General features: G+C 41.8%; 11 protein-coding genes. 4 read left to right on the top strand and 7 right to left on the bottom strand.

Features of this window, described 5'->3' with window-relative positions:
- The first annotated feature begins 97 nt into the window (after window positions 1-97).
- A complete protein-coding gene (gene queF, locus F9Y84_RS06325) occupies window positions 98-943 on the top strand; it encodes an NADPH-dependent 7-cyano-7-deazaguanine reductase QueF (RefSeq protein ID WP_147389672.1) in 846 nt (281 codons plus the stop codon).
- Between the two features lie 107 nt (window positions 944-1,050).
- Here the strand turns inward: queF and F9Y84_RS06320 are convergent, their stop codons facing one another.
- The 4 genes from F9Y84_RS06320 to F9Y84_RS06305 are packed head-to-tail and all read right to left on the bottom strand — an operon-like array spanning window position 1,051 to window position 8,130.
- Window positions 1,051-1,914, bottom strand: coding sequence for a peptidylprolyl isomerase (locus F9Y84_RS06320; protein WP_147389670.1), 864 nt, complete (start codon window positions 1,912-1,914; stop codon window positions 1,051-1,053).
- A gap of 2 nt (window positions 1,915-1,916) precedes the next feature.
- On the bottom strand, window positions 1,917-2,738 hold the full coding sequence (locus F9Y84_RS06315; protein ID WP_147389668.1) for a type 2 periplasmic-binding domain-containing protein: 822 nt from the start codon (window positions 2,736-2,738) through the stop codon (window positions 1,917-1,919).
- Window positions 2,735-6,394 (bottom strand): autotransporter assembly complex protein TamB, encoded by a 3,660-nt coding sequence (gene tamB / locus F9Y84_RS06310; RefSeq protein ID WP_147389666.1) that lies wholly within the window; start codon window positions 6,392-6,394, stop codon window positions 2,735-2,737. Before tamB ends, F9Y84_RS06315 begins: the two co-directional genes overlap by 4 nt.
- Window positions 6,394-8,130 (bottom strand): autotransporter assembly complex protein TamA, encoded by a 1,737-nt coding sequence (locus F9Y84_RS06305; RefSeq protein ID WP_147389664.1) that lies wholly within the window; start codon window positions 8,128-8,130, stop codon window positions 6,394-6,396. Before F9Y84_RS06305 ends, tamB begins: the two co-directional genes overlap by 1 nt.
- Before the next feature lie 239 nt (window positions 8,131-8,369).
- On the opposite strand from F9Y84_RS06305, the gene F9Y84_RS06300 reads away from it, so the two are divergent.
- Window positions 8,370-8,699, top strand: a complete 330-nt coding sequence (locus F9Y84_RS06300; protein ID WP_125252342.1) for a ribonuclease E inhibitor RraB — start codon at window positions 8,370-8,372, stop codon at window positions 8,697-8,699.
- A gap of 156 nt (window positions 8,700-8,855) precedes the next feature.
- On the opposite strand, the gene radD is transcribed toward F9Y84_RS06300, so the two are convergent.
- From radD to pyrC, 3 genes are all read right to left on the bottom strand, one after another.
- Window positions 8,856-10,622 (bottom strand): DNA repair helicase RadD, encoded by a 1,767-nt coding sequence (gene radD, locus F9Y84_RS06295; protein ID WP_211091562.1) that lies wholly within the window; start codon window positions 10,620-10,622, stop codon window positions 8,856-8,858.
- Between the two features lie 78 nt (window positions 10,623-10,700).
- On the bottom strand, window positions 10,701-11,009 hold the full coding sequence (locus tag F9Y84_RS06290) for an H-NS histone family protein (protein WP_125252343.1): 309 nt from the start codon (window positions 11,007-11,009) through the stop codon (window positions 10,701-10,703).
- Between the two features lie 167 nt (window positions 11,010-11,176).
- On the bottom strand, window positions 11,177-12,214 hold the full coding sequence (gene pyrC, locus F9Y84_RS06285) for a dihydroorotase (protein WP_147389662.1): 1,038 nt from the start codon (window positions 12,212-12,214) through the stop codon (window positions 11,177-11,179).
- 191 nt (window positions 12,215-12,405) lie between these two features.
- On the opposite strand from pyrC, the gene F9Y84_RS06280 reads away from it, so the two are divergent.
- Together F9Y84_RS06280 and F9Y84_RS06275 are read left to right on the top strand one after the other, a co-directional pair.
- Entirely contained in the window at window positions 12,406-14,784 is a 2,379-nt protein-coding gene (locus tag F9Y84_RS06280; protein WP_147389660.1) for an EAL domain-containing protein, read from the top strand.
- A gap of 284 nt (window positions 14,785-15,068) precedes the next feature.
- Entirely contained in the window at window positions 15,069-15,956 is an 888-nt protein-coding gene (locus F9Y84_RS06275) for a LysR substrate-binding domain-containing protein (RefSeq protein WP_125252346.1), read from the top strand.
- Window positions 15,957-16,029: the final 73 nt, after the last annotated feature.

Raw genomic sequence — 16,029 nt, 5'->3', positions numbered from 1 at the left:
TTTCTGTCCACATTCTTAGGTAATACCGTCAAGGGGGTATTAATCCTCAAGTGAACATTCGCTATAATATGAATATTGTAACGAGATTTGAGTTAACATGACAGACTACAACAATTCACCAGAGCTGCAATCTTCTGTGCTTGGTAAAACCACAGAATATGCCAGTATTTATACCCCGAGTTTACTTCATCCAATTGCACGAAAGCTTAATCGTGACCAAATTCACGTAGACGAAACTGAGCTACCATTTAAAGGTGAAGATACGTGGACAGGTTATGAGTTATCTTGGTTAAATACTAAGGGCAAACCACAAGTCGCCGTTGCCACCTTTGTTTTTCCTTGCCAGAGTTCTCATATTATTGAGTCAAAGTCATTCAAACTTTACTTAAATAGCTTTAATCAAAGCCGATTTGATTCGATGGAAGTGGTGCGTCAAACACTGGCAGAGGATTTATCCGCAGCTTCAAACAGCGAGGTTAACGTCACACTTTTTGGCGCTGGTGATTTTGATTGTATTCCATTCTCATCATTACCTGGTGAGTGTATTGACTCTCTTGATATAGAAGTTGACACCTACACACCAGACCATAATTTACTTAAATTAGCGTCTGATAAAGTAGTGCAAGAGACGCTTCACAGTCACTTGCTCAAATCAAATTGCTTAATCACTTCACAACCTGATTGGGCGAGTATCGTCATTAGTTATCAGGGCAAGCAAATTGATAAGGCCGCGTTACTTAAGTATCTGATTTCGTTTCGTGATCATAACGAGTTTCATGAGCAATGCGTAGAGCGTATTTACTGCGAGCTGTGGCGCACATTTAATCCTGAGAAACTCTCGGTATATGCGCGCTATACTCGCCGTGGCGGATTGGACATCAATCCATACCGCTCAAACGAGCAAAATAAGACGCCTTATGCCGTGCGAACTAACAGGCAATAATACCAACTCCATTACGCAGTTTGCGATAGGTGCAAACTGCGTAATGGGCACCGATTAAGATAAAAAAACAGCAAATAGCGACGCTTTATCCCAAGCTATAGGTGATCTTAATTTGCCGCCTCTTGCATTTCTACAGGGACGGGCACCGAACATACATCAGTATGATTTGGAGTATCGACAAACCACTCACCAGCTCTATTTTTACGCGCTGATATTAACTCTGCAAATACCTCGGTGTCCGTTCTTAGTCGCTTGAACGTTGGTGCATTTTTTACATCCGCAAGTACTGAGACACCTTCGATCACATTATAAGCTTGTCCCGCCACTGGCTGGCGCTTTAGCTGCTGTACATGTTCCATCCCAGATAACAACTGACCAAATACGGTGGTATTTTTGTCAAGATAGCGCTGCGGTGTGAGGGTGATATAAAACTCAGTACCGCCACTGTTTACATCATTGCTTCTTGCCATTGCAAAAGCACCAACACAGTGGGTCATCCACGTTTTTGTACCAGATTGATTTTGTGCCACCGCAAATCCATTTCGAAAGCCTGTACGAGGAGCGTAACCATCTACAGCCTGCACAGAGGTAATCGGTAACCCTGAGTCGGTGCTATGGTAAAACTCCGCAGCGATCGTCTTTTTTCCTTTTTGGGGAATTTTTTTATCTGACATATCTCCCCCCTGTGCAACAAAATTTTCGACAAACCGATACATATTTAAATTGGTATAAAACCCTTCTCGCGCTAATGCCTTGATATTTGCTACATGGTTAGGTGCAAGTTCAGAATTTAGTGAAATGTACACAGGCCCCGTTTGTAATTTGATTTTTAAGATATTTTGAGGGTCTAACTCCTGCCAATCCGACTTTTTTGCTCCCGCAACAACTTCTGATGGTGACTTTGTATATGGCGTTGCCGCCACGATGGATGAAGCAGTAATACATGCGGTGAGAATTAAGGCCTTTTTCATTATTATTTTCCTTGTGTGTGCCAGTAATGCGGTATTTCTAGCGGCGCGCTTGGTGGCAAAGTTGGATTACTCAATTCTATAATTGTTTTATTTTCGAGATCTAGTGCTTTGACTCGGCTAGAAAAGTGTTTTAAAAACAGCGCTTCAAACTTACCATCTTGTAGCGCTCGTTTTAGCCCTTTTTTAAGCTGTTCATATAACAGCTGATCATCATGGGATACAAAAAAGTACACCGCAGAAGGGTAATAAAATGCGACATAGTGATCTGCGTGTAAGCGCGGATCACTGAGTGCGCTTTCAATACTCACAAAATCGCTGGGTAAAATATCAAATCTTTTTTTAGCTAACATTTCATAGCCACTTTGCTCTTGCGAAAACGACATAACATGAAGCCCATTTTGCTCAAAAATTTCATGATCCGGCCAATCACTACGAAGACCAAACGTAAAGCTTCGTAAATCACCAATGTAACGTATAGCACTGAGTGCGTGGCGATTATCTCGATGTACTAGCGGGATCCGATAACCTAATAAACCTTTGACTAACGGAATACGAATGGCTCTTGCCGCTTTTTCACGTTGAGAGTTAGTCACCAGCCAACTAACATCTACCCCAGACTTTTTCCCAAGTAACCTGATAGCTCGCGCTTGCGACACCACATTGCGCACCGACACTATTTTGCTCAGCGTTTGTTCATAAGATAAAGCTAAGGTCAATAATTCGACAATATAAGGATCTGCGCCAATACTGATCCGTATCACCCTAGCTTCTTGAGCAACCGCTGGTAACCACAATAAGCTAAATGTCAGTATCAACCACTTCATTGTTGATCCCAATCGAACTTATATAGAAAATCTATGCTGTTATATAACCCACTGGTTGCTTCCACATAAAACTTAGAAAAAACCCGATAGCGCAATGCAATTTCATTAATTGATTCAAACACACCCACTCGATAACTTATTTGTATATTGGGGGTAAGATAGCCTGACACTTCAACTTGTGTATCATCACCACTGCCTTTAGCTGATAAGTTAACGTCGGAAAAGCCGAGTGATTCACCAGCCTTGCTAAAAAAGCTTTCGCTTCGATCAATTCCTTGTGAGAGTAAAAATTGAGTGAGGAGCGCATTATTTGAAGTCTCTGACTTTCCTAGCGGTTGGCCGTTTAGTAAATATGATAATGCTTTAGCTTGATCCATGGTGGGCTCTGAAAACACAACTAAACGCGGTGAAGTAATACTACCGGTTAACTCTACTCCAGCGGTTACATCATTCGCTGTAGTCACTGGATTTCGGATCGCACGAATATTTAAATAGGGCTTATCTAACGCACCATTAAAGCCAATTTGCCCTGTACGGATAAGTAAATCTTGGCCAAACGCTCGGTACTTTCCTTCTCTGAGTTGCAGCTCCCCAGTTGCTAACATCGGCGTTGTTATTTGTTTATCAACTTTGATAGCACCAGTAACAAAGCTATCTAAGCCCAGAGCATTAACCCTAAAGTTATCACCAACTATTAGCTCTAAATCTATTTCATGCTGGACAGGCACTGACATTTGCTTTTTTACCTTAGCATCGACAATAATTTCATCGTCGCTTGGTGAGGTTACGCCCGCAGGCAATGACTCGATATTCACTCGACCAAATGGCACTAAAATCTCTCCAAAGACACGTGCTACTTTGTCTTTATAAGACAGCGTTAAATCAGGATTTGCCGTTAACTCTATTCGCGAACTCGGCTGTAAATATAATTCATCCCCCTGCATACTCACTTTAGCGGATAATTCCGATGACCAATCAGCGTCACCTGTGAGTACTAATTTACCGCCTTTGGTAGCATTAAGCTCGGCCTTTAGCTGTGCAGACGTTGTATTAAAATCGAGATTTATACTGCCTTCGTCGATTTCTATCGGCAAAGAGTCAGATGACATAGATAAATGTTGAGCACTCAGCTTACCACTAACCCCAGGTGCCAATAGTGTGCCTGCAATATCTATATCTCCAGACACCGTGCCCTGAAGATCAAAGCTTTGATCTGTTACTCGATTTAATAAAGTAGACAACTTGGCCAGCACGATAGACTCGACTTTAATCTTTCCGGCCAGCGTTGGAGTCTGCTTATTTAGCGGTAGACGCGTCGTACCACTGAATTTACCTAGTGTCTCAGACATCATACGCCAATCGGCATTGAGTTGTTTGTTATCGGTTTTCAGCTGTGCTTTAAACTCAGAAATTGAAACTCTTTGACCATGTGTAGCAAGCTCTACATCAACGATATTTAGGTCACCATTTGCACGTATTATCTGACCACCTTTCCATGCAAGTTTTGCTGTAGCATGGGTTTGCCCATTTAACGCCAATTCATTTGGTAACCAAGCTTGTAATGTAGCCAGCGCTAATTTATCAAGTTTAAACTCTGCTTTTCCTTGTCCACTTTGCTGCTCGGCGGCGAAACACAGCATGCTATCCGCCATTTTCCAGCACTGTGATGCAACACGCTGAGCAGATCCACTTAGCACAATTACAGCTGGGTCTTGGAGTGTTATCGTTTGACCCGAAGCGGTGATTTCACCTGACGATAATTCTCCATACCAAGCTGACTGCTGGGTCTTACCACTGACTTTTAGACTGGCAACGACGCGCTTATCACGAACATCCAATGCGATATTATGCTGCTTTTGATCTCCTTTCACCGTAAGGTGAATACCTTCAAACACTTCAGTGTCGATATGCAGGCGATCTAAAGCCAATTTCATTTGACCAGACAGCACATTGGCTATATCAACTTTCCCGTTTGCGGCCAAACCGTGTAATGTTTTATCCTGATAACGTAACAAATCAAAATACAGTTCAGTCTGAATGCTCGGCTTTGTATGATCACCCCGAATAAAAACTTCACCGTCACCTATAATATCCGCAGGAAACAGCGCGTTTGCTGTTTGCTCCAGCTGTAGATCAAGATGTAAATCTAGCTGCTGCCCAAGCTCACCACTTAAGATGAGCTTATTTTTGCCATAAGTTAAATGTGCATGACTCAGCTCGCCGAGCAGGCTTTGGTCAACAGTAAACTTAACTTCTGCCTGTATTGGCAATCCAGCAAGCTGCCCTTCTGTTTTAAAGCGCTCGATATTAACCTGCCACTGCTCTGCGTGGCTGGAAAAGCCCAGAGCAAACTGGCCATTTAACACATCATCTTCGACCATCTCAACATTCGATGGTAGCAAGCTTAGCAACTTATCTATAGGTAGCTGAGTAAACTCTCCTTTTGCGCTGGCTTTCAGCCCTGTCTGCCAATTTATCTCTCCTGACACCTCGGCCTGAGCTTTGTTGAGTAAAAGCGCGCCTTTAGCCAAGATAAATGTGTCTATCCCTCCGTAACCATCAAGTGTAGCGCTAATATCACCAATAGACTGCGCATTAACAGCCAACGATGTAGACATTTTATAGTTTGTAATGTCTCCTTGTAGACTAAGGGTGGCACTTTTCAGCGCCACTGGCTTTGCAGGGGTAAGCCACTTTTCAACTTTTCCTTGCAACGTAAACGGCCAATTTTTTTGCGTTAAGTTTGCATGCGCTTGCATTGATGAAAACACCGCACCTTTGGTGTTCAGTGAGAGTGTTAAGTTATGCGGTTGACCTACTAGGCTGGCAGTTATTAGTCCTTGCGGCGCGCTCATCGTGGCATCTAATGTCATCGTCCAGTTATCTAAGGCGATGTCTGCCGCTGTCGATAAAAACCATTGCTGATAGTTGAGCTGCGCATGTTGCACTTTCACGGTCTCAGCCAGCTCGACTCCAGAGACTTTTATATTAGTGATTGTCTGTTCATCAATGGAGAGCCTGTTGAGTGTCAATTCACCTAGCATCGCTGTAAACGGTAACGCTACTTCTGGCAATTGCAGTGGCGCTATTTCACGTAATGGTGTTGATACTTGAGCAGAAGCTGGCGGCTTAGCCACTTTGGTGTTTATCAGCACCGAGTCAATAGATAAAGCACTGACATCAATATGTGAGCCTGCTCCTGATAGCTGCGTATCAAAATTATGTACCTGTACATTAAGCTCAGGTGTCTTAAGTGAGAGCTGCTGAATTTGAGCCTGCTGAATGGCAAATGAAAATGGCAAATCAAGCATGCTGCTTTGGGAAGGTTGCGTATCACTTTTACTGATAGATTTTTGTTCTACTGCTATCGTCTTAGCATCTACAGACAGACACACACTAGCGCAGCTCCACCACGCCAGAGCTATCTTGGCGTCTTTGAGACGAACATCTATGTTTTCATTCTGGTAACGTAAGTTCAGATTTGCACCCGACAACAAACGCTTGTCTATCCCCTTTATCTCAAGGCCTGCAACTGATTTATTCGCGACCCAAACTAATAGCTGTTGCCCGGGTAAAGTAAAACATAAACAAACTAGCAGTATAAACACACTGATTGAGGCGGTGATAAGTTTGATTTTGAAGCGTCTAAACTGCATTAAATTTCAGGCCCTATGACAATACTAAGACGAGTACTTTTACTTTCTTTGGTAAGCCCCCACGCATGGTCTAGGCGGATTGGGCCTACTGGTGTTAGGTAACGAAAACCAAAACCAGCACCGACTTCCCAAGCATCGGAGAAGTCATTCGTTGCAGTCCCTGCATCAATGAATAACGCCGCTCTCCAACTTGGGTGAAATTGGTAATTGTATTCCAAAGTGCCTGTTGCCAGGTACTTACCGCCTAAGATCCGCCCCTCGTCATCTCGTGGACCGACTGACTCGTAGGCAAAGCCACGGATACTCTGATCGCCGCCTGCCAAGAAGCGGTGAGTGAAGGGTATTTTATCGATATCTTTAGTCACAATGGCACCTAGATCGATACGGCCAAAGAACAAATGTCTAGCCTCCACACTTCTTAGCCACTCATTGTTCCAACGCACTTTTAACATATTCGTCGAGGACAATAAGGAGTCAGCAGCTCCCTCTATGGAAATTAACCTTTTATTACCCCAATACGGCAGCGCGCCACCTTTACTCTCCTTTTTTAAATAGCTGACTCCTGGTATCAGCATTTCGGTTTTTTGCGTTTCATTTTTTTGCTCTGTAGATTCATGTTCACGCTTGATAAATGCTGTTCTTATCCAATCATCATCGGTTAGCCACTGCCGCTGTACCTGTACATTCCAGATCCGGCTATCAATACCCTCAGTAACATCATCTTGTAATTGATACCCTCCTAACACCCGCCATAAATCATCGTTTGGGTTTTCCACGGGAATAGTGTAGCTAGCTGTAATATCCTGTTGCTTCTGAGAGATCCTAAGGTTTGATTCAAAAGAGTGACCCGACTTTGTGATCCACGGTTTAACCCATTTAAAACGTGTTTTGGCGCCAACATCATCGCTATATCCTGCGCCTAACTCAAAGCTATTTGCAGGCTTGTCTTTAACGTGAACACTCACTGGAATTTGCCCACGGGCACGCGCTTTTAATAATGGGTATACCTTGATAGCGCTAAAATAGGGGGTTTCATTTAATGCTAGATTAAAATCAGATAGTAAACCTGCCTCAAACGGCTGCCCTTTGGAAAAAGGACTCAAAGAACGGATATAATCAGCAGCTTTGGTGCTTCGTTCAATCGTCAAACCACCAAACTGATAGCGTATTCCTGTGTCCAATAAAAGTCGAACTCCAGCGTATCGATTGCCTTGATGTATGATCAGCTTAGATTCTTGCCATTGATAGTCAAAATATCCTAGCTCCAGCAGTTCACTTTCTAAACGACTTTTCGTTGCTTGGTAATCGCTATGATCCACCTGTTTACCGATACGTACAGGCACATCTTCTATCAAAGCTAACAACTCAGCGTTTGCTTTGCCTTCACCGATGAGATCAATATTCACCGTTTTCCATTTTAATGGCGCTTCGAGCTTTATAGTAACAGCAACGGCTTGGCTATCTTCACTAAACTGTATCTCAAAATGATAGTAACCCAAGGCATTTAACGAACGGCGTATATCCACTCGCATGGACTTGAGGACTCGCGGTGTTTTTGTTTTACCTTCATACCCTTTCAAAAAACCTAATACATTATCTTTTACCGTGCTGTTATCTAGGTTAACCACAATACTAGTGATATGTTCTGCTTCTGGACGAGACTCGGTTTCTACCGCAAAAGCAGAGAAGCAACATGTTAACAATACAATTTTCAGACAAAGAAGAAACGGCTTCATTAAAATAATACGACCTAAATATAGCGACTCAACAACACTGGTAGTGTCATTGTGCTTGTGAAATTGGAGACTGTAAAACGACTTTTAAAATAAAGTGTTATTTTGCCGCCCTTAACCTGAACATCGGGTTTATTTTGTAATATTGCCATCGTTGCTATCACACATTTATTTACAATCATGCTTTTTATTTTGTTACAGATGACGGACAATAGCGATAATTGAACCTGCAGAGTAAAATTATGCAATTCCCAAATGATGATAATGGCGAGCTTCTTGCCGAGATTGCCGCTGCTGGCGTTGACTTAACGCAGATGCAGAATATTGACTTTTATATTCTCTTCGAAAAAGCAGATGATGCAAAACGCTTCATCGACACTATTGAAAAAGATGAACTAGCGCCTAAAACCCAACTACAAAAATGCCCAGATACCGGTGTGTGGGAAGTGGTCACAACAGTAACCATGGTGCCGCTACATGAACTGCTTAGCCAAACAGAGCAGTACCTAGAGAGCATCGCAAATGAGCATGAAGGCTATGGCGACGGTTGGGGGTTGATGGCTGACGAATAGCAGGCTGTTATCCCAATTATCTTAAGTAAATATCTTGTCGATAACTACGATACCGCACCCTGCTACCGCCAAGGTACCTACATCGATATAGCCTGAGTAACCAAGCACACCTTTAGGTTTTAACAACATTTAATAGGTGTGCTGATACCTAGACGACTAACTTTTATCTGCTTTTCTAAAACTTCCTTGGTAATCAAATAACTTTTCGGAAACCTGCCAACCAAACTTTTTATGTAATTTGGCGATAACAAAATCTGGCGCGATGAGATCTGTCGTCGTTACCTGTGCAGCAGATAGCCACTTTGCAGGCACAGGTGTTGACTTTCTTCGTTTTGCAAAAAGCTGGTGGAACACAAATACACTTTTTTGATTAGAAAAATCATACACCTCACTACAGCTGGCACCATCTTCATCAAAGTAAGTAACTTTTAACTTATTTTCGCTAAACACTTCCCCACTTAAGCCGCTACACCTTAACACCATCGCATGTTTTAAATTTAGGGCAGCACGGAGCTTATCATCTGGGTCAGCCATTACCCCGCCACACTGATGACATTGCCTTGCCGCAATATCGTTTTCAGCACCACATGCGTCACATTCTTTGAATTTGAAGCGAAAGTCACATTGTTGTGAATCCCCATCAATATCCTCCAACAGCCCCTGGCAGCGTCGCCCAAAATGCTCTATCACTTTGCCCTGCTCATCCACTTTCCCCCAAAATATGTTTGCAAAGCCACAGCCTGGGCAAAGTACCTGTACCGGTTCATTGTCATTATTCGGCTTTTTGCTGCCAACCTCTGGCGAAAATAAGTCGAAATCATTTCCCGCATAATCTAGAACCAGACAATCTACTTTATTGTCATCCAGCCTAAGTCCTCTGCCTACAATTTGCTGATACAGGCTTACTGATTCTGTCGGGCGTAAAATTGCGATAACGTCTACGTGGGGAGCATCAAATCCAGTAGTCAATACCGACACATTAACTAGGTATTTAATTTCTTTATTTTTAAATTTCTTGATTAAGAGATCACGCTCTGTAGATTTGGTTTCACCGGTAATTAGCGCACTACACTGCTCCGGTAAGTAACCTAACACTTCCTTTGCGTGCATGACGGTGGCTGCGAAAATCATCACCCCTTGTCGCTGTGTACTCAAATCTATCAAGTGCTCAATAATACTTTTTGTCGCACGAGTCTGAGCATTTAATAATGTATTCATGTCTGATGCTGAATAGCGCCCAAATGAATCTGTACTTAAACTGGAAAAGTCATAGTTTTCTACCGCAGGATCTATTTGATTTGGCGGGGTTAGGTAGTTGTTTTTGATCATATACCTAAGCGGCAACTCATAAATACAATGCTTAAATGGTGAATCAGCTTCACCTCTAACGAAACCATGATAATGTTTTTGGTATATCCACCCCATGCCCAACCGATAAGGCGTTGCAGTGAGGCCTAGTATTTTTAAGTTTGGATTTCGTGTCCGTACTTGCTGCAGGATTTGCTGATACTGGCTGTTATCCTCGCCGCTTACTCGATGACATTCATCAATAATAACGAGGGAATAGAATTGATCGAGCTGAGAGACATTTCTCGATAAAGATTGCACACTGGCAAACGTGACTTGATGCTGTAACGACTTTTCTTTTAAGCCAGCGGAAAAAATACTCGCCTGTAAACCATAACTTTTATATTTTTGTGCATTTTGTTCAACTAACTCTTTAACATGAGTTAATACCAGTATTTTATGTTTAGCAAGCTTTGCTAATTCTGCAATAACTAAACTTTTTCCAGCTCCTGTCGGTAATACTATGACAGCAGAATCATTACTTTTACGAAAGTGAACCAAGGTATTTGTTACGGCTTCTTTCTGATAAGGTCTTAATACGTAAATAAGCGCCTCAAATATAACTAATTGATCCAAAAAAGGCGTATCTATTGAGATACGCCTTTCATGTAGGCTTTATCAGTGCAATATCTAACTACACCAATAATCGGCTATTTATTCGATTAGATAATCATCTAAGTTAACACCTTGGAATACCTTAGGTGTTTTACCGCGACCCGTCCACTCTGTTACCTCACCGTCAATGATTATACGGTATTTAGGTTTTACTTTTGAGCGACGATCAGCTGCGCCTTCACCTACTAAATCATCAAGCGTAAGTCCTTTTTCTTTCAACATTGCCATTACTTCAGCTTTGGCTTGTTGTTGTTCCTTTTGCTCATCCAGCGCTTTTTGAATATACTCCAATGCTTTTTCTAAATCACTCGGACTTGCAGTTTTTACAAAAGACTTGATCTCACGCATTGACACTCTCTCATTTAAGCTAGTTTTAATATTAATATTGAATACTATATTAAAATTTTAAAAAAACAAATTCTATTCTATATACCTAAAGATTTTAACAAAAAAAAGCGCCATAATAGCGCTTTTGTATGTGATTTAAGAAATTTTAATTACATTTTGTTTAAAACTCAATCTACTTTCCAGTCAATTGTCCCACCTGCTTTAATAGGAACTACTGAGCCTGTGCCGAGTGTGTAAGAGTCAGGCACCACCCATGGTGATTTTGTTAACGTAATCGTATCTTGATTTCGTGGCAAATTATAAAAGTCAGGGCCAAAGTGACTTGCAAAGCCTTCAAGCTTGTCAAGTGCTCCCGCTTCTTCAAATGCTTCAGCGTAAAGTTCAATAGCGGCATGCGCCGTATATGCACCAGCACAACCACATGCGGCTTCTTTTTTGTCTTTTGCATGAGGCGCGGAGTCAGTGCCTAGGAAAAACTTTTTACTGCCACTCGTTGCAGCTGTAATCAAAGCCTGCTGGTGAGTATTACGTTTTAAGATTGGCAGACAATAGTAGTGAGGGCGAATACCACCAGCTAGCATGTGATTACGATTATATAGTAAATGATGGGCTGTAATTGTAGCGGCAACATTGTCCGGTGCATTGGTAACAAAATCAACAGCATCTTTTGTGGTGATATGCTCCAACACAATCTTTAAAGACGGGAAGTTGTCTACTACCTTAGAGAGCTTAGTTTCAAGAAACACTTTTTCTCGGTCGAAAATATCGATTGAAGAGTCTGTCACTTCCCCATGCACTAGCAGCAACATACCAACTTCTTGCATAGCTTCAAGTGCAGGATATACATTTTCAATATCCGTGACACCCGAATCTGAATTAGTCGTCGCACCGGCTGGATACAATTTAGCCGCAACAATGTGACCAGTTGCCTTTGCTTTTTTGATTTCCTCTGGCGTCGTATTGTCTGTAAGATAAAGCACCATTAAAGGTTCAAAATTACCTTGCGGATTAGCACCCATGATCCGCTCGCGATATGCCAAAGCACTGTCGGTACATGTTGCTGGGGGCACTAAGTTAGGCATAATAATCGCTCGCCCCATGTAGCGACTAATGTCTCTTACGGTATCAACCAATACGTCACCATCTCGCAGGTGAACATGCCAATCATCCGGTCTTGTGATTGTTAGCGTTTGTTTGCTGCTCATTGCTCTCTTCCACTACTGAATTTGCCCGATCATAGGCCGCGATTTGGTGTTAGTAAAGTTTTTAAGACGAAGCTTAGTTTATTTCAACTCAGAGGTATGGCTCCCTGTAGCGCAATAAAACAAACACCTCAGTATTGGTAAATAAGTGCAAATTACGTTAACGTAATCATAGTCATTTATGAGAAATATGTATGCTATCTGAAAACCAAAAACTAGAATCAAAAACAGAGCAGCTTAGCATCATCAACCAGTTTTCCTCGTCATTGCTGCACCTGACCAAGCTCGATGAATTATTTGAATACGTTACAACACAAGTCGTTAGTAAACTTGGCTTTGTTGATTGTGTGATTTATCTTGCAGACCCTTATCAAGAATACCTTGAAGTAGCTGCAAGCATGGGCGTGTCGGAAAATAATAGCGACTATCGAGTGGCACAAACTAGGATAAAAATAGGCTCAGGTATTACCGGCCAAGTGGCAATGACAAGAACGCCCTTTATTTCTGGAGATGTCGCTTCTCACCCTATGTACATCGCAGATCTTCGCCCTGCTCTGTCAGAATTATGTGTACCGTTGGAATATGAAGACCACTTGATTGGTGTAATTGATTGCGAGCACCCTGAAGCGGATTATTTTACTGCTGCACACTTACAGATTTTATCAACCGTCGCGCATTTATTAAGTGCAAAAATACATCAACTTAGAACACTGGAAAATCTACAATCCACCATTGCTCAATTACATCAGGCTCAGAATTTAGAAAAGTCTTTGTTGAAAATCGCTAACATCACTTATCGCTTCGAGAATTTAGAAGCTTTTTATGATGATCTATATATGATCATTGCATCCCAACTAAGTGCGGAAAACTTTTTTATTGGTTTATACGATACCCAAGAGGACGTGCTAGAAATCGTTTACTTGGTTGAAGGTGCAGAAAAATGCAATGCGCACCAGCGAGTGTCAAAAGATCAAATAAAACATAGCGCATCTTATTTTATATTAAAAAATCAGCGACCACTTTTATGCGACCATCTCCAGTTTAACACGCACATAAAACGGGGATATTTTAAGATGATTGGCCGCTCGCCCCGCTCTTGGCTGGGTGTGCCATTTATTGTTAATAGCCAGTATCAAGGTGTAATCGTCCTACAGAGTTATGACAATGACCACGCCTTCGTCAACCACGACCTTTCTATTTTGACTTATATAAGCCGTCAAGTCAGCATGGCAATTGACCGGCAATTATCAAGGCAAGCACTTGAACACCGCGCGCTACATGACGACTTAACAAGTCTGGCGAATCGATACCTGCTATTAGAGCGGATAAAACATGCTATTTTACGACTCGCTCGAGGCTCATCTTCTCACATGCACTGCCTTATTTATCTAGATTTAGATAGGTTTAAAAGTATCAATGATTCGCTTGGGCATGATGTTGGTGATCACTTCTTAATTGCGATTGTGGAAAAAGTTGGTACTTGTATTCGTAAAACAGATACATTTGCTCGCCTTGGTGGCGATGAATTTGCAATTTTTTTAGAAAATGTGTCGGATAAAAAGCAAGTGAGTGTCCTCCTTGATAGGATCACCAAAGCAATTACCAAGCCCCTACATATCGACGGTCATGTGCTACAGGCATCAGCAAGTATAGGTGTTGCCTTTACCGACAAAGACTCTGATAGCGCAATCAACCTATTGCAGCAAGCTGATGCAGCTATGTATGAGGCTAAGTCCTCAGGACGAGGACAAGTGTGTTATTTTAATAACGCGATGCGTAAACGCCTGAAACAACAAGCAGATATAGAAAATGATCTCCAGCATGGCATTAAAAATAACGAATTTGCTTTGTACTACCAACCGATATTTTCACTCAACACCGGAGCGATTGTTGGTTTCGAGGCATTAGTCCGATGGTTTCACCCAAAAAATGGCCTTGTTTCTCCTGATACCTTTATTCAAATAGCAGAGCAAACCGGGCAAATCATCGAGCTGGACTTGCACCTTCTAACCCTAGCTGCAGCACAATTAAAGCGCTGGAAAGATCAAGGTCAACCGCCGATACGAGTTACCGTCAATGTCTCTTCTCGGCATTTTGCCAGCCTAGAGTTTGTAGATACAATCAGAGAGCTTTATCAACGTTATGAGCTGCATTCTGGCTCACTATGTTTGGAGATCACAGAGTCAGGGCTTATCGCTAATTTAGCGCTAGCGACAAAAATAATCCATGGACTGGCTTCCCTTGGCGTCAAGCTTTATCTAGATGACTTTGGTACCGGATATTCAGCACTTGGTTATTTACATCAATTACCTATTCACGTGCTAAAAATAGATAAAAGCTTTATTGATCAGCTCACTGAAAAAGAAAACCCACTCGTAGATGCAATTTTAAAGCTTGCTCAATCACTCAATTTAACTGTGGTTGCTGAGGGCATAGAGCAGCAGACACAATGGCAGTTATTGAAACAAAAAGGCTGTCAGTTTGGCCAAGGGTTTATTGTTTCTCAACCGCTGCCAGCAGATCAAGCGATGGCTTTTGTTTTTAGCTACTCTGAAAACATAGGCAAAATTTAAAAACAACCAGCTCGTTCATCTTTAAGCCAAACCTTTGATTAACGTACCAAAGGTTTGGAGAAAATTTGACTTTCATTATATGAATAAAACTAAACTATAATTTTTTGCAATTTTTTTACAGAATTGGTGACAACGCTGTCATTTTTAGTGTTATAGTGGATTTGTGAATTTTTGAACAATTCACCATAGGTATTTAGACGTCTAGACATTGATAATAAATAAATAGAATCGTAATATTGAGTAAAGCTGAGATTTACTCACTTCAAATATGAGAACTGTTGATAATGATTGATATAAAGCACCTAAAAACTATCTCCACCTTGAAAGAAACTGGTTCTCTTGTGAATACAGCACGAGAGCTTTTCCTGACTCAATCTGCTTTATCTCATCAGATCAAAGATCTCGAGAGCAAACTTGACTGTCAACTATTCGAGCGAAAGACCCAACCGGTGCGATTTACACCTCAAGGTATGTTGTTGCTAGAACTTGCAAATGAGGTATTGCCAAAAGTTGAAGCTACTAAATGCCGTCTAAAAGAAAGCCTGAATCAACCGATTTCACAGCTAAGGCTCAGCGTCGAATGCCATGCTTGTTTTCACTGGCTATTGCCCACGATAAAAGAGTTCAATACGTTTTGGCCTGATATTAAAGTGGATTACGAGCGTGGATTTAGCTACGACGCAATTCCAGATCTCATGGATGATGAACTTGATTTGGTACTTACCTCTGATATTCGTGAACCAGAAAAACTAGAGTATGCGCATTTATTCGACTTTAAGTTAAAGTTAATTGTCGCACCAGATCATGAGCTTGCCAAAAAAGCCTATGTGACCGCGCTAGATTTAAAAGATGAAACTATCATCTCTTATCCCATACCTCGTGAAAGGCAAGACATTTTTAAGCACTTTATTCAAAACGCTCGCTTTGACGGTACACTCAAAAACGTAGATCAAGGACTACTTATTTTTCAGCTTGTCAGTGCTGGAATGGGAGTTGCCGCGTTACCTGATTGGTTGGTAACGCCATACGAAAGTCAGGGGCTAATTAAGTCAATTCCACTTGGTGCGCTTGGACTGAGCCGCCCAATGTATTTGGCCATGAAAAAAAGCATGAAAGACAATCCTGTATATCGGCACTTTTTGAACACATGCAGAAAAACAACCGCACGATAAATAGTTGCGCGCTCGTTTGCTTTTTTGCTCTGTCATAGCGGTCGAAAGTCTCGTAGCCGTAGCTGGGCGTTTT

The sequence above is a fragment of the Pseudoalteromonas peptidolytica genome, assembly GCF_012641745.1.
Lineage (GTDB): Bacteria > Pseudomonadota > Gammaproteobacteria > Enterobacterales > Alteromonadaceae > Pseudoalteromonas > Pseudoalteromonas peptidolytica.
This window is presented reverse-complemented; position numbering and strand designations above follow the sequence as displayed.

Excerpts from the sequence above, each read along its gene's own strand:
- F9Y84_RS06280 (WP_147389660.1), top strand. The coding sequence starts at position 12,406 with ATGCTATCTGAAAACCAAAAACTAGAATCAAAAACAGAGCAGCTTAGC.
- F9Y84_RS06275 (WP_125252346.1), top strand. The coding sequence starts at position 15,069 with ATGATTGATATAAAGCACCTAAAAACTATCTCCACCTTGAAAGAAACT.
- queF (WP_147389672.1), top strand. The coding sequence starts at position 98 with ATGACAGACTACAACAATTCACCAGAGCTGCAATCTTCTGTGCTTGGT.
- F9Y84_RS06290 (WP_125252343.1), bottom strand. The coding sequence starts at position 11,009 with ATGCGTGAGATCAAGTCTTTTGTAAAAACTGCAAGTCCGAGTGATTTA.
- pyrC (WP_147389662.1), bottom strand. The coding sequence starts at position 12,214 with ATGAGCAGCAAACAAACGCTAACAATCACAAGACCGGATGATTGGCAT.
- F9Y84_RS06300 (WP_125252342.1), top strand. The coding sequence starts at position 8,370 with ATGCAATTCCCAAATGATGATAATGGCGAGCTTCTTGCCGAGATTGCC.
- F9Y84_RS06305 (WP_147389664.1), bottom strand. The coding sequence starts at position 8,130 with ATGAAGCCGTTTCTTCTTTGTCTGAAAATTGTATTGTTAACATGTTGC.
- tamB (WP_147389666.1), bottom strand. The coding sequence starts at position 6,394 with ATGCAGTTTAGACGCTTCAAAATCAAACTTATCACCGCCTCAATCAGT.
- F9Y84_RS06315 (WP_147389668.1), bottom strand. The coding sequence starts at position 2,738 with ATGAAGTGGTTGATACTGACATTTAGCTTATTGTGGTTACCAGCGGTT.
- F9Y84_RS06320 (WP_147389670.1), bottom strand. The coding sequence starts at position 1,914 with ATGAAAAAGGCCTTAATTCTCACCGCATGTATTACTGCTTCATCCATC.